The sequence below is a fragment of the Fibrobacter sp. UWR2 genome (assembly GCF_002210285.1).
Taxonomy (GTDB): Bacteria; Fibrobacterota; Fibrobacteria; order Fibrobacterales; family Fibrobacteraceae; genus Fibrobacter.
The window spans coordinates 90404-105250 of sequence record NZ_MWQE01000002.1 but is presented as its reverse complement, the minus strand read 5'-3'; the positions used below and the strand labels follow the sequence as shown (position 1 = coordinate 105250).

The 14847-nt window shown below is 54.5% G+C and carries 15 protein-coding genes; 6 read left to right on the top strand and 9 right to left on the bottom strand.

Annotation, left to right across the window (positions count from 1 at the left end; all coding sequences use genetic code 11):
* Positions 1-11: 11 nt before the first annotated feature.
* Both B7994_RS04610 and B7994_RS04605 read left to right on the top strand, forming a co-directional pair.
* Positions 12-1718, top strand: coding sequence for a sodium-dependent transporter (locus B7994_RS04610; protein WP_088637315.1), 1707 nt, complete (start codon positions 12-14; stop codon positions 1716-1718).
* A 206-nt stretch (positions 1719-1924) separates the two neighbouring features.
* Positions 1925-2428: a RidA family protein gene (locus tag B7994_RS04605; RefSeq protein ID WP_088637314.1), complete on the top strand. Its 504-nt coding sequence runs from the start codon at positions 1925-1927 to the stop codon at positions 2426-2428.
* A 25-nt stretch (positions 2429-2453) separates the two neighbouring features.
* Here B7994_RS04605 and rfbD read toward each other — a convergent pair whose 3' ends face one another.
* Positions 2454-3368 (bottom strand): dTDP-4-dehydrorhamnose reductase, encoded by a 915-nt coding sequence (gene rfbD / locus B7994_RS04600; protein WP_088637313.1) that lies wholly within the window; start codon positions 3366-3368, stop codon positions 2454-2456.
* A 14-nt stretch (positions 3369-3382) separates the two neighbouring features.
* Positions 3383-3550, bottom strand: a complete 168-nt coding sequence (locus B7994_RS14030) for a hypothetical protein (RefSeq protein WP_158213074.1) — start codon at positions 3548-3550, stop codon at positions 3383-3385.
* 103 nt (positions 3551-3653) lie between these two features.
* Here B7994_RS14030 and B7994_RS04590 point away from each other — a divergent pair, with 103 nt between their 5' ends.
* The 3 genes from B7994_RS04590 to slyD are packed head-to-tail and all read left to right on the top strand — an operon-like array spanning position 3654 to position 7317.
* Entirely contained in the window at positions 3654-4058 is a 405-nt protein-coding gene (locus B7994_RS04590) for a hypothetical protein (protein WP_088637311.1), read from the top strand.
* Between the two features lie 14 nt (positions 4059-4072).
* On the top strand, positions 4073-6643 hold the full coding sequence (locus B7994_RS04585) for a U32 family peptidase (protein WP_088637310.1): 2571 nt from the start codon (positions 4073-4075) through the stop codon (positions 6641-6643).
* Between the two features lie 59 nt (positions 6644-6702).
* The gene (gene slyD / locus B7994_RS04580; RefSeq protein ID WP_088637309.1) at positions 6703-7317 is read left to right on the top strand and encodes a peptidylprolyl isomerase; all 615 of its coding nucleotides are present in this window, start codon (positions 6703-6705) and stop codon (positions 7315-7317) included.
* Here the strand turns inward: slyD and B7994_RS04575 are convergent.
* From B7994_RS04575 to B7994_RS04545, 7 genes are all read right to left on the bottom strand, one after another.
* Positions 7314-8249 carry a hypothetical protein gene (locus B7994_RS04575; RefSeq protein WP_088637308.1) on the bottom strand — a complete coding sequence of 312 codons (936 nt, stop codon included), beginning with the start codon at positions 8247-8249 and terminating at the stop codon, positions 7314-7316. The genes slyD and B7994_RS04575 overlap by 4 nt on opposite strands.
* Before the next feature lie 15 nt (positions 8250-8264).
* Entirely contained in the window at positions 8265-9146 is an 882-nt protein-coding gene (locus B7994_RS04570) for a fibrobacter succinogenes major paralogous domain-containing protein (RefSeq protein ID WP_088637543.1), read from the bottom strand.
* 397 nt (positions 9147-9543) lie between these two features.
* Entirely contained in the window at positions 9544-10320 is a 777-nt protein-coding gene (locus tag B7994_RS04565; protein ID WP_088637307.1) for a glycosyltransferase family 2 protein, read from the bottom strand.
* A complete protein-coding gene (locus tag B7994_RS04560) occupies positions 10317-11423 on the bottom strand; it encodes an NAD-dependent epimerase/dehydratase family protein (protein ID WP_088637306.1) in 1107 nt (368 codons plus the stop codon). Before B7994_RS04560 ends, B7994_RS04565 begins: the two co-directional genes overlap by 4 nt.
* Entirely contained in the window at positions 11423-11851 is a 429-nt protein-coding gene (locus B7994_RS04555; protein ID WP_088637305.1) for a hypothetical protein, read from the bottom strand. The genes B7994_RS04560 and B7994_RS04555 overlap by 1 nt, the downstream gene beginning before the upstream one ends.
* 44 nt (positions 11852-11895) lie before the next feature.
* Positions 11896-12441 (bottom strand): DJ-1 family glyoxalase III, encoded by a 546-nt coding sequence (locus tag B7994_RS04550; protein WP_088637304.1) that lies wholly within the window; start codon positions 12439-12441, stop codon positions 11896-11898.
* Positions 12442-12489: 48 nt separating this feature from the next.
* A complete protein-coding gene (locus tag B7994_RS04545) occupies positions 12490-13803 on the bottom strand; it encodes a radical SAM protein (RefSeq protein WP_088637542.1) in 1314 nt (437 codons plus the stop codon).
* 107 nt (positions 13804-13910) lie between these two features.
* Between B7994_RS04545 and B7994_RS04540 the strand changes: the two genes are divergently transcribed.
* Positions 13911-14792 (top strand): Hsp33 family molecular chaperone HslO, encoded by an 882-nt coding sequence (locus B7994_RS04540; protein WP_088637303.1) that lies wholly within the window; start codon positions 13911-13913, stop codon positions 14790-14792.
* Positions 14793-14847 lie beyond the last annotated feature (55 nt).

Here is a 14847-nt window from a genome sequence, read left to right as displayed (position 1 = left end):
AAATTTATGGCATGCAAAACAATCGTGAAAACTGGGGCTCCAAAATAGGAGTCATCTTGGCTGTTGCCGGTTCGGCAGTCGGCCTCGGCAATTTTTTACGCTTCCCTGTCCAGGCGGCAACTAATGGCGGCGGCGCGTTCATCATCCCCTACCTCATCGCATTCGTATTCCTCGGGATTCCCCTCGCGTGGATAGAATGGACCCTCGGGCGCTACGCCGGCTACCACAACTACGGCACCTCCCCGAGCACCTACCACGTTATCTTCCACAAGAAGAAACCCTGGGCAAAGTACCTCGGCTCTCTCGGGTTACTACCGCCCATCTTCATCATCTTCTACTACGGATTCATCCAGTCGTGGATTCTCGCGTTTGCCTTCTATTCGGCTACCGGCACGCTGATGGAAATCGTCGCGCAGGGCCCCGAAAAGATGACGGAGTTCTTCGGCAACTACATTATGCTCAAGACCTGCGTCGGCGGCATCCCCGTGGCGATTATCTTCTTCCTCGTGACCTTCGCCGCGAACATGGTCGTACTTTCGTTCGGCGTGCGCAAGGGCATCGAACGTGCGAACAAGATTTGCATGCCCATCCTCTTGATTTTGGGCCTCGTGCTGGTGGTACGCGTGCTTACGCTCCCGGGCATCGGCAAGGGTCTCGCATTCATGTGGAACCCCGACCTCTCCGAACTTGCAAGCCCCAAGGTATGGATGGCGGCGGCCGGCCAGGTATTCTTCACCATGAGCCTCGGCATGGCCATCATCTTCTGCTACGCGAGCTACCTCAAGCCCAAGGAAGACCTCGTACTTTCTTCGCTCACGGCTAGCGCCACAAACGGCTTTGCCGAAGTGATTATCGGCGGTACAGTCGTCATCCCGATGGCGGTTCTCATCGCGGGCGCGAACATCGAGGAATGCGCCAAACTCGGCACCTTCGGGCTCGGATTCCAGACAATGCCTTACGTGTTCGGCACGCTCCCGCTCGGCGGGTTCCTGCAGACAGTCTGGTTCGCCATGCTGTTCTTCGCGGGCATCACAAGCGCAATTTCCATCATCCAGCCGCTCATCAGCTTCTGCGAAGACGACCTCAAGTTCACGCGTAAAAAGTCGGTGACCACGGTCAGCACCATCACGTTCATCGGTAGCCTCACCGCCATCTTCGGCCTTGCCGCGGGCACGGTCGACGAACTTGACTTCTGGGGCGGTACGTACCTCATCGTGTTTGTCGGCATGATCCAGGCAGTCCTATTCAGCCTCGTGCTCGGGCGCCGCAAGGCTAAGGAAGCGCAGGCCAATGGCGACCTCCCACCCGAAGTGGATATCGAACCGGGCGAAAACGAAGCATTCGCCACGATGAACGACGGCGCACAGATCAAGCTTCCGCGCTTCTTGCGCCCCATCATCATGTACGTATGCCCGATTTACCTGATCGTGCTGCTCGTATCGTTCACTGCAACGGACGGCCTTCCGTTCATCACGCTCAGCAACGTGGACCCGACCGCAACCGTCGAATTCCTCGGGCACACCTTCCCGAAGGTCGGCTTCACCTGGGCTTTCCGCGGGTTCCTGCTTCTGCTCTTTATCCTCCTGAACGTCGCCATCGCCTACGCCTGGCGCAAGGGCGGCCCCGCCGAAAAGGGGCGCAGCAAGGACATCAAGAAGATGCCTCTCGGCAATTCCGACGAAACCGACAACGCGGCCAGCGCCGTAAAGGAGAACTAGCATGGACGCTGAATTCACTACCGGTGGGCTCATTTTTATGATTGCGTCGTGGACGGCGATTACGGCCCTTTGCGCATTCTGCTTCACAAGGGTGCTCAAGAAGAAGTAAGTATATTTAACGCAGAATCCCGAGAGATGGCGGATCAAGTCCGCCATGACGACGCCAGAACATTGCGATGGCTAAATCGGGAAAAGGAAAATTCACAATGGATATCAAGAAGAAAGTCGAAGAACTGGCGCTCACCCTCCCCGAATGCCCCGTACCGCTTGCGGCATACATCCCGGCAACACGCTTTGGCGATACAATCGTCGTCTCGGGCCAACTCCCGAGCGTCAAGGGCGATTTCTCGGCCTACTGCGGCACCGTTCCGGCCGAACTTTCCGTCGAAAAGGCAACCGAGGCAGCACGCATCTGCCTCTTGAACAACATCGCTGCAGCCATGACTCAACTCCAGCATGGAGAAACGCTCAGACTCGTGCAAATGCAAGGGTTCGTGCAGTCCGCAGCGGATTTCCATGAGCAGCCGGCCATACTGAACGGAGCAAGCGAACTCGCGGTACAGATTCTCGGCGAAAATGGCAAGCACGCACGTACCGCCGTCGGTGTAAAAGCACTCCCGAAGAATGCCGCCGTCGAAATCAGCTGCACCTTCCAGGCTGTACCCGAAGAAGTTCAGTTCACCGGAAGAATGAACTGGATTGAACAGTAATCAGACTTTCAAATAGAAGGTCGAATTAACCTTCTATTTCTTTCAAATAACGGGAAAGGGCATCCTGCCATGTGGGCAGGGGCTTGAACCCGGCCTCAACCAGTTTACTCTTGTCCAGACGGCTATTGAAGGGGCGAGCCGCCTTGCTTAGGCCGTATTCCGCAGTGGTTACGGGCAACACGTTCGTCTTTAGACCCGCTTGCCGGTAGATTTCCTTTGTAAAGTCGTACCAGCTGATAAAACCACCCTCGTTTGTCGCGTGGTAGTAACCGTACTTGTCCGTCTCGATCATGTCGACAAGCAGCCTGCTCAGGTCGAGTGTATAGGTCGGCGTACCAATCTGGTCATTTACGACCTTCACTGTATCGTGCGTACGGCCCACATTCAGCATCGTCTTGATGAAGTTCTTGCCATTGAGGCCAAATACCCATGCGATTCGTACGATAAAGAACTTCTCGAGAGTCCCGCTTACCGCCAGTTCACCCTCGAGTTTAGTTTGTCCATAAACATTCAGCGGTTTGTAGTCCTTGCAGTCCGGTTTCCAGGGTTCACTCCCCTGGCCATCAAAAACATAGTCCGTGCTGATATAGACCATCTTCGCATCGAGCGCCTTGACCACCTTGGCAATGTTCTCTGTTCCCTTCGCATTGATGGCACGGACCTTGGGCTGTTTGTCTTCGTCCTCGGCCAGGTCCACCGCAGTCCAGGCTGCGCAATGGACTACGACATCGGGCCTGACACTTTCGATTACCGCAGAAACAGCGTTCGAATCGGTAATATCCATCTGCACGTACGGCATGGTAGTCACGGCGCTTCCGTCCGCAATTCCCGCATAGGCCGGAGCGATATCGCTACCCACGCCCTCGTAACCGCGCTTGGCAAGTTCATTCATCACATCGTGACCCAGCTGGCCACCGACACCAGTCACTAAAACTTTCATAGGGAACCTCTAAATCAGTCCATGTCCAAATCAGAAAGCTGCTTGTGCAAGGCCTCGTTTTCGCGTGCAAGCGAATCAGCCTTTATACGTAAAATTCCTATGTTCCGTTCCAGAGAATCCTTCTTGGCAGTAAGTTCCTGGATTTCGGCAACCTTTTCGGAATCGGTACAGCCGGACAACATAAAAAAAGAGATTGCAAACAACAAAATTCCAATAAGTCTTGTCATATTCAAAATTTAATTATAAATATGGTAGAGGAAAACTGCTAATCTGGAAAAATGTATTATGATTGATAAGGTTTGGGCCTGGTTTACAAGTCAAGGTTACAAAGGTTCCGTTTCTGTACGGAACCAGGATTCAGGGGCATCCGGTACATCGCATATTTTCACAAGCAAGGGGAACACTCCTGACGACGATATCTTTATCCACGAGGCTATCTACGAGATGGACCCGGACTACCGCGTTGTCGCCATCATCAAGCAGGTAGGAGCGACATCCGCCGAAACTTGGGCACAGGAGACATACCTGGAAGGAGTCATCGAGGTCAGTTTTGCGGGCGATGCCGAGAATATCCAGAGGAACCTGGACAACGCCATCATCGAAGGGCTCGCCCACAAGAAGGTCCTAAAAAATCGAGAATCCGGCGCCATCGTGAAGTTCGGATACAGGTTCGAAGACCTCCTACAATAATTATCTTTATCTATATGAATTCGAGTACGAGGCCATCTCCGGAACTTCTCCTGCCCGTGGGCACGCGCGAGATGCTGGAGGCCGCCGTCGCAAACGGCGCCGATGCCGTTTATTTCGGGGTTCCGCACTGGAACGCGCGCGGTCGAACGGAAGACTTTTCGTTCGACGATGTCTACGACATGATCCGCTACGCAAGGCTTCGCGGAGTGCGCACGTTCCTTGCGATGAACGTTCTCGTATTCGAGCGCGAACTGCGGGAGTTACCCGAGTTTCTTGAAAAAATCATCTCGCTGGAACCGGATGCCTTCATTATCCAGGACATCGGGCTTGCGCGCCTGATACGCGCCATCGCACCCACGCAGGAGATTCACGCGAGCACGCAGATGACGCTTGCAAGCGCGGAGGCCGTCAACCTGGTCGCGGGAATCGGGTTCAACCGCGCCGTACTCGCACGAGAACTCTCGCTCAAGGAAATCGCACGCATAAAGGAAGCGACCCCGCTAGAACTCGAAGTATTTATACACGGAGCGCTCTGCGTGAGCTATTCGGGGCAGTGCCTCACCAGCGAGAACTTTGGCGGCCGGAGCGCGAACCGCGGGCAATGCGCCCAGAGTTGCAGGCTCCCCTATCGCATATTCGTAGACGGCAAGGAATTCCGCGATACCGATGCGCAGTTCCTGTTCAGCCCGCACGATTTGTGCGCCCTCCCGAAGTTAAACGAGCTTGAAGAAATCGGCGTAGATTCGCTAAAGGTAGAAGGTCGCCTCAAGAGCCCGGAATACGTGGCGGCAGTCGCGAAGGCATACCGCAAGGCGTTGAACCGCATCCCGCTCGACGGCAAGGACATGGAACCGCTGGAAGTCCTGTTCAGCCGCGGCCTGCGCGCGGGTTGGCTCGACGGGGACAACCACCAGGAACTTGTGGACGGTACGTTCAGCAACCATCACGGGCTATACCTCGGAACCGTCGCGAAAGTGGAACGCGGGTGTGTCATAGTGGGGCTAGACGACTCGCTTGTCGATGGTTCAAACTGCGCCGACGATTTCGCTGCAGGTATGGGGCCGCGGCCGGGTGACGGCATTTTGTTTGAAAATGCCGCCCTCGGCGTAAGCATCGGCAGCCGCCTGTATGCATCGCAAGTGACGCACCTCCCCCACACCAAGCGCGGCGACCCGAAGTACCTGCGGCTCGAATTCGGGCGCGATTTCAATACACGACAGATTGCCACCGGCATGAAGGTTTACCGCAACGACTCGCCAGCACTGGAAAAGGAACTACGCAAGACATTTACCGACCGCGAGCAGGCAAAGCGCATCCCCGTGAACATGGAACTTTCGGGGAAAATCGGCAGTTTGCTCAAGCTCGCCGTCTACGACGTGCCGCGCAACCGCATCGAAGTCGAGAGCGATACGGTGCTGGAAGCCTCAAGGAATGGCGATGCGGGCGATAAACTGCGCGACCTCGCACAAAAGGAACTTTCGGGCCTGAGCGCAACCGCCTACAGCCTCAGGAATCTCGAAGTCAATGTCGAGCGCGGAGCCTTCATTCCCGGCAAACTCCTACGCACGCTACGCCAGAAGGCGATAGAACTGCTCGATGCTAAGCGCTGCGAATGGAAGGAACTGAATCCGAGCGCCATTGCGGGCCGTGCCCTCCTCAACAGCGTGAAGTTTGGCAAGACCGCCACGCCGTCCACAGCCGGCAACGCCGCAAACGCCCGCCCCGTCATATCGGTCCTTGTCCGCAGTCCCGAGCAAGTTGCCGCTCTCGAAGGCCTCGACATCGACAACATCATCATGGATTTCGACTGGGGCGTCAAATACGACGAATCGCTCCAGCAGATCCGCGAACTCGGTTTCAAGGCGGGCATGGCCACGCTCCGCATCCACAAGCCGGGCGAAAGCCATTACCTCAAGAACATCCTGCGGCTATGCCCCGACTTTGCGCTGGTGCGCAACCTCGGTGCACTTTCCATCCTCAAGGAAAGCGGCATCCCGCTCACCGGTGACTACAGCCTGAACGCCGCGAACAGTCTGAACTACGACTGGCTTCTGTCACAGGGGCTACAGACGCTGCACCCCTCGTGGGACCTGAACAGCACACAGCTATTCGACCTGCTAGGCGACATCGACGGCAGCCGCATGGAACTCACCCTCCACCAGTACATGCCCGCATTCCATTCCGAATACTGCGCGTTCGCCCGCGCGCTTACCAGCGGCAGGCGGTTCCCCGAATGCGGCAAGATCTGTACCCTGCACAAAGTCGAAATTTTGGACCACAAGGGCGAACGTCACTTTCTGCAGAGCGACGCGGAATGCCGCAACACGCTGTTCGTAGGCAAGCCGCAGTCCGCGCTCAAGTTGCTGCCCGAACTGCAAAAGGCCGGAGTGAGCCACTTCCGCCTCGAGATGCTCCAGGAAGACGCCGAAACGGTCCACCGCAAGGCGCTCATCTACACGCAGGCCATCCGCGGAAAGGTTTCCATCGCCGAAGCCATCCGCCTCGCCGGCGTCGAAGAGAAATACGGTCTCAGCGAAGGACAACTCTTCAACGAGAGTGTCTGGCAAGACCGCAAGAAGGCCTAATTTTTCTATATTGCGCCTATAAATTTCACCGCCCTCAAACGCAGGGCCAAAGGAACACCATGAAAATCGCCGATAAGACCGTCGTCCAGATGCACTACACCCTCACCTCCGACGAAGGAGCCGTCATCGACTCTTCCGAAGGCCGCGAACCGCTCCAGTACATCCAGGGAGCCCACATGATCGTCATCGGTCTTGAAAAGGCGATGGAAGGCCGCGAAGTCGGCGAAAAGTTCGACGTGAAGGTCATCCCGCGCGAAGGCTACGGCGAGTACGACGAACGCCTGACGCAGGAAGTCCCGATCGACGTTTTCCAGGGCGTAGACAAGGTCGTGCCGGGCATGCAGTTCTATGCGCAGACCCCGGCAGGCCCGATGCCCATCCGCGTCAAGTCCGTCGCGGGCGACAAGGCCATAATTGACGCGAACCACGAGCTCGCGGGCAAGAACCTGAACTTCGCCATCGAGGTCGTGAGCGTGCGCGAGGCCACCGAAGAGGAACTCAACCCGCAGGGCCACTGCTGCTGTGGCGGCAAGGGCGATGGCGAATGCAAGTGTGGCGAAGATGGCCACGAATGCGAATGCGGCGGCGAAGGCCACGGCCACCACGGTCACAAGGAAAACTGCGACGGCAAGGGCGGCTGCGGCTGCCCCAACCACGACAAGCACCACGGCTAGAAGCAGAATCCAACGACTATACCGGCGGCTCCGATGATGGACAAGGCAATTCCTATGCCGAGTTTTGCACCCCCGCCGTTATCGGTCGTTTTCTCTTCGAAAGTGTCGTAGTCATATTCGGTCGAAGTATCGACGCTCCCCATGGCGGCAAGGACAATGCCCATCGTAAGCAGTACACTGCCGCCACCAATCAGCCCCCAACGGATCCATACCCTGTTTTGAGGATTTGTCACAGACGGGACTTCGTTAATGGGCTTGTTCGACCTGGGCATGTCATCATCATCGTCGTCAAATTTTACATTCCTAGCAGGAGTGACCGCAACCTTGTCTGCACCAGCATCCTCCTCAGAATCAAGGTCATTATCACCAATGCCTCCGGCACCCTGCGCACGGCGTCCACCCTTCTGCGCCCCCTTTGGAGCCTCGCCGATACCGCCGGAACCCGCATCCCTGTTGGATTTCACCTTACCGAAGAATTCCGGAGCGTTCTCCTTGATGATTTTCAGAAGCGCATCCACGTTCGCGCCATTTCCGTTAAAGCTCGCAATAAGCTTATTGCCCGCAGTCTCATAGATTTCCGCAGAAATCGTGAGCTTAGAACCGAACTTGCCCACGTGAGCCTGACAAATATAATCTGCAGAAATATTCCGGCCTGTCTCCGCAAGGCAACTGCCCTCACAATCCTCGATGGCCTTCCCAGGCGGGAGCATCGCGCTGATATTTTCGCGCGTCATGATGGTATAGTCGTCTTCTGCAGGGAGCTGCTTGACCGCTTCCTCGCGCAAGACGTTCGTGAGGTATTGTCGGTCAGAAAGTTTTACTTTCTTCTTTACCGTCGGATCTACGCCGGTTTCAAGAACTGCGACGTACGACGCGAATGCGCCCGAAGTGCAAGCCAGGAGGAGAATAATCGTCGTCAAGAACCTTTTCATAGACACACCTTCACATCAAAGTACGGACGGTTTATTTGAAATATAATCTTTTACGCATCGGACTACAGCCCCCGTTTCCGTTTTAGCGTCACTCAAGAAAGCATCGTCGAGACTGTTCCACAGACGCATATAGTAAGCATCGCCCTCTCCGGATTTTGTCGATGTCCAAAAAATCGTGACATCGGCCCTGTCATGATAACTCCCATTATAGCTTCTGGGGCCAACAGGCAACGCCGAGAACCCGTAGGCATCCGTACCATTGCCACTTATTTCTAGATCGCTATCCCAACCACTGGAGGCCTTGAGGATTTTTCCCGCCGTAGCGAAACCGCCAACCGCCGAAAAAAGTATTTCCCATTCCGTTGAATCCGGAAAATGCCAACCCTCGGGGCAAACTCCGCGCACAGGGTACGTCGGGAAACATTCTTCGCCGCTACCGCAGCCCATCCCGTTTGTACTCCATACGCCCGCACTGTCCATAGCAGCACTCCATAGGTATAACCGACCATACTTGGTGCAGGATTCAGCGGAATCGTTGTGACAAAAACTCGATGAATCTAATTCATCTGTCGGCTGCAGGTAGGCATAGTTCAAGTTTTCCGCCATCCAGGTCTGCGTGCCAATGGTGACAGTCTTGTAGGTTTGTCCATCACGTTCATCTGTCATGGTTCCTTTTACAACTGTCGAAGGGTCAACATAGTCCGCGAGAACACTGCTGCTGGATTCACTTGTCTCGCTAGAACTCGACTGCGGCAAGTCACTTGAAGATGACGACGAAACGCTAGAAGAAGATGCCTTTGCATTCGGACGGGTTGCAAAATCGCTGTCATCGTCACTGCAGGCAATGAATAAAGCCAATGCAGCCGATACGGCCAAATATTTCATCCAGAAGCGCATTTTCTCCTCCACGAGGCGTATTTCCCCTTAAACATATAATTTTTTTCGAGTTTTTTACCCTCGGGGCATATAAACCGGAGTTATTTTCGCAATTTATATGCCCCAAGGGCAAAAAACAAGTCCTGCAAACGCATTGTTTTTGTTCGGGGGCATATAAGATGTGTCGAAACAAGCAATTTATATGTCCCTGTAAGCCACAATTCAGCACATAGGCTCGCATACAACGTAACAAAGGGCATATAAACCGAAACAAAGAGTCCCTGTTATACGCCCCCGACCTGAAAAACAGACTTTTTTTTCACACGCAACACAATAAAAGGGCTTATAAACTCAAAGAAAATCCGCAATTTATACGCCCTACAGAAAAAATACGGACTTAGCGCTGGCGAAAAAAGTTTTACCGCAGGCAGAAACGGCGCCAGGTCTGGCGCAACACACGCAGGCCGTAAGTGACTACATTGAGGTTGGATTTTTCGCCGGCATAGCGCGTAGGTATGGGGAGTTCGGCCAGCCGGTAGCCGCGGGCATCGGCGATGGAAATGATTTCCAAATCGATATCAAAACTCGGGCTCAGTTTCTTGAGGTCGAGTGTCTTCAGGAATTCCGCATTGTAGACAATGAAACCGCTGTGGCGGTCCGTAAGCTTTTGCCGGAAGGTAACGTTCTCGAACGCGGTGAGGAACGCTCCGCCAAGGCGCTTGTAGAGGGGCATGTTGCCGGCTTTCGCGCCCCCTGCAATGGCATGGCGGGAACCCTGGACTAAAGCCAATTCGAGCAGGTTACTTGCCTCGGGCCGGTTGCGCGCGGACTCGAGGCATGCGAAGAACTCACCAAGCTGTTCGGCGGGGTACTGCCCGTCGCCATGCAAGCAGGCAATGTATTTTGCGCCGGAGCGGAGCCCCTCGGAAATACCTGTCTTGACTACGGCGCCATAACCGCGATTGAACTCAAACCGCATATACTGCAGGTGGGCTGCGCAAGCCTTACCGAACACAGCGCAGGCCTCCCCCGCAATAAAGTTTTCATAGGCCCCGCGGGTATCATCCTTCGAGCCGTCGTCAATCACGAGCACTTCAGCGCGTTCCAAGACCGCGGGCGGAATGCGCCCCAGTACGCCCGCGAGAGTCTGCGATACGTTATAGGCAGGAACAAAGATGAAGTAATCGGGAGTCATTGTTCAACGGAATAATGCTTCACGAACCAAGAGAGCGATTCTTCCAAAGCGACATCAAGCGGGATGCGCGCCTTGAACCCGAGCAGACGCTGCGCTTTCGCGACCGAGGGCATGCGGCGCATCGAATCGTCGTAACCCGCGCCATAGTATTCCTCGCCCGAAACGCTTTGCGGTTCTGGCAGTGTAGAAACATCGACCCCGCGCAACTTCGCGAAAATCGTGCGCATTTTCTGCGCAAGTTCCGCAATGCTCACCTCGTTCTCAGGATTCCCGACATTAAACGCCTGCGAGAAAACACTCGAGTTCGGCACAGTTTTAGAACTTGCATCTTGCGCTGTCTCGGAACCAGCACCTTGCGCACCACTCCCTGCGGCAAAAAGCGCAAACAAGAAGTCTACGGCATCATGGACACTCGTAAAACTGCGTTTTGCCATCCCGCCGTTCACAAGTTTCAGGGGTTCGCCACGCAATAGCGCCGTTGAAAAGTTCGCAAGCACCCGCGGAATTCCCTCGCCGTCCACTCCCGGCATAAAGTCCATGTACGGCCCGACAAAATTGAACGGGCGGACAACAGTCCACTTAAGCCCAGGTAGCCCCGCGATAAACCGTTCCGCCAGGAGTTTCGCCGTCGCGTAACTCCAGCGGCTCGCAGCAACGGGCCCGAACACAACGGGAGTTTCGTCTTCAATCAGTTCATCCGAATCCGGCGTCGTACGCCCATAGATTTCGGAAGTCGAAAAATGCACAAGCCAGGAGCCCGACTTTGCGCAAGCCGAGGCCAATGCCGCCGGATGGTCGTAGTTGCTCCGGATAACCTCGCACGCCTCCCCCATGTAGCGGCTCGGCGTACAGATGGCCGCGAGGTTCACCACCAGCGGGAACTGCGCGATGCGCTCCACGACAGCAGGGTCGGCCAAATCCGCACACAGGAACTCGCACCGTTCATGGTTCAGACGGTGCTGCAGCCTGTAGAAATCGAGATCCACGCCAAAAACGCGCCAGCGGGTACGTTCCAGCACGGCGTCGAGCAAATGGCTACCGATAAAACCACCGCAGCCCACGATGGCCACGGTGAAACTACTGTCGTCGAAGCGGGGGTTCATTACTCCTTGACCTTGAAGGTCCCGGACTTGCCCGCCTTGGACTGCTTGGAATACGGGTAGACGTAAATGAAGGCGTCGTCTGTCGCGACCACACCAAGGTCAGCATCCAGCTTGATGCTGTACTCGTTGCAGGTCTTGCCGTCAATCTTCGCATCGTCGATGCTTTCTTCGAGCAGGTTCACCTTCTTCGCGCCTTCGTCATAGCGAAGTTCAATACCGAAGCCGCCGAAATCCATATCGGAACCGAACACGACCTTGATGGTCTCGCCTACCTTGAATTCCTCGCCGCCCTTCGGGGAAACGACCTTCACGCCGTCGGTCACGGAGCAGTCCGCAGTATCGTTGCTCGGACCGGTGGAGGATTCATCATCGCCGCAAGCAAAAAAAGCGAGCGAACTTGCAAGAATCAAAGCATGGGTAAACTTCATAAAAACCTCGTTTGTTGTTTATGCAAACAATATACAAAAAACGCCTAGCGCGCCACGACCTGCTTGCGGATTTTTTCGGACAAATCACGCCCGCCCAGCAGAGCGATGCACTCGAACGCGAATTCCTCGGCGGTACCTGCACCGCGGCTCGTGACAATATTGCCGTCCACCACCACGCGGTCTTCCACGAACTTGTTGCAGACCAGTTCCTCCACGCAACCCGGGAAGCATGTCGCAGTGCGATCCACGAGAAGCCCGGCCTTGCTCAGCACGAGCGGTGCCGCACAGATGGCAAAAATCCACTTGTTCTTGTCGTTAAAGTCGCACACGACGCGCTCCACGTCGTCAGACGCCTTGAGGCGCTGCACGCCCGGACCGCCACCCGGCAGGAGCACGGCATCGAACTTGGCGGTATCGGCACCCGAAAGCGCGAAATCGGCAGCAATCTTGAGCCCGTGGGCACCCGTCACAGACGAATCACCCGAAACACTCGCCAGCGCCACCTGGAAACCCGCACGCTGCAGGTAGTCGAACGGTGTGACGAACTCGGTTTCTTCAAAGCCATCGGCCATAAGGAAAAGTATCTGCATATTGAACCTCTTTTTTGAGGAAAATAATAAAATCAAGGACTAATCATCTTAGACCGACTTCGCTATTCGTTCTGCAATCGCCCCTATTTTTTCATACGATATCAAATGGCAGAGCATATCGGTAAACTTTCCATACTTCCGGTATAAGAGATTGAATGTAAAGTAGGCTGCTCTTATGCCCTTAGACTCCGGACGACGTTTCCATATATTTTTCAAACTATATATTTCTTTATAGATCCAATGATACCCTTGATACAGTTCCTGCCTTGTCATCCCTCTTGGTTGATAAACCACATGAGCCGTATTGTAAAGGGTCAAGTCATCTGTAAGGATTCTTCCTTCCGATTTCATCCTGTCATAGAGAGCCGTTCCCGGATAAGGCGTCAGAATATGGGATGTGACCGTCTCAATCTTATTTTTCACAATCCAATCTAGAGTCGACTTAAAGACTTCAGGCGTATCGCCATCCAGCCCGAACACGAAACTAGCATTAATCATGATACCCCTTTCATGAATAGCCCTTATCGCTTTCTCATATTCCTGCGTGTGGTTCTGAACCTTGTGAACTCCACTTACAGAATCCGGATTGATACTTTCAAAACCGATAAACAAACTTTGGCATCCCGAATTTTTCATCAAGTCAAGCAGTTCATCATCGAATGCGGCATTGATGGACACGGCCGCCCTCCACTTTAATCGCAACGGCATAATTTCTTTCAGGAACTGTTTTGTCCATACTGGGTTCCCTGCAAAATTATCATCGATAAACATGATGTGTCTCGAACGAACCGCCTTGATATCCGCCAAGACATCTTGAATATTGCGATTTAGGTATTGATGTGCTTTAGCGCTGTTATAGCAAAAATCACACCTAAAAGGACAACCCCTGCTTGTGTGAACGACATGACAGTATAAGTATTCGCCTTTCTTGAGGAAATCGTATGCAGGAGAAACTACAAGGTTTCCATCTTGCAGTTTTGGACAGCGATAGACACGCTTCAGATTGTTGTCCAGGAAATCCTTTATAATCTCCGGCCAAGTACCTTCCGCAGCACCAATACAAAGAACGTCAAAAGCATCCGCCGGGATCGTATCAAAGGCGGTCGTCACATGAATTCCCCCAGCAACAACAATGGAGCCTTTTTCACGAAAACGTCGCGCTATCTCGATGGCCCTCGGCAAGGTGTCAACCGTAACCGATATTCCAACAATATCAGGCGCATCATCATAATGAATTTGCTGAATATTTTCATTTTCCAGTTGCACCCTGTGCTCTTTCCTGACCAGATTCACAATCGTGAGCAGGCCCAAAGGAGGTGCCATGTGCAACTTTATGTCCGTATCCATTGGACGACGATGCATCTTGGGTTGAATCAATTTGATAAATAGCTGTTTTTCCACTGGTACAATTATAACAACACATACCACTCTACTTCCCTCGGGCTATATTTTTTACTACATTTGTGCCCATGAATTTCAAGGACCGCATTATCCGCGCCACGGGCCAAAAAACGCCCTTCCGCCTGATTGTCGTCGACTTGACCGCGACGATGAACGAAATCGGCAAGCAGCACAACGCACAGGGGTTCGCCCTCAAGCTTTTGGCCGAGAACTCCATCGCAAGCATCTTCCTGAGTGCAAGCCTCAAGTACGCGGGCACCGTCTCGCTGACTACGCGCTTCGGTGGCGAAATCACGAAGGTTTCCTCCGACACGACGCCGATGGGCCTCGTGCGCGCGATGATCCCGCAGGCAGAACTCCAGGCCGTGGGCGGTAACGAGCCTGCGCTCATCCCGCAAAGCGTGCAGGTCGTGAAGCTCAACGAGCAGGGCAAGCGCGTCCATGAGAGCATCATCGAGGCGCCCGCCGTTTCGATGGGCCAGAACCTCGCCACCTACCTGCTGCAGTCCGAGCAGATTCGCTCCGCCGTGGGCATCGAGGCGGCGTTCAACCGCGAAGACCCGAGCAAGCTCGACTACGCCGCCGGCTTCTACATCGAGGCTTTCCCCGACCTCGAGGACAAGGACATCAACCTGATCGAAGTCATCGTGCAGAACCTGCCGAAGTTCAAGGACATGAACACGCCCGAGGGTTTTGACCTGGACGAGCTGCTGGACCAGCTGCGCGGGCCCTATGAAATCGATATCGTGAAAGAAATCGACCCGAAGGCATACTGCCCCTGCAGCCGCGAACGCACGGTAGCGACGCTTGCAACGCTCCCGCTCAAGGACCTGCAGGAACTCGAAGCCGAAGGCAAGGACCTGGAAGTCATCTGCGACTTCTGCCGCACGCCGTACCAGATTACGGTCGCAGACTTGCGCGCCATCATAGACGAAAGACGAAAGAATTAAACGTTAAAGGAGATGTTCCCGCCGGAGCCTGCCCTGAGCAAGCCGAACAGCGGGG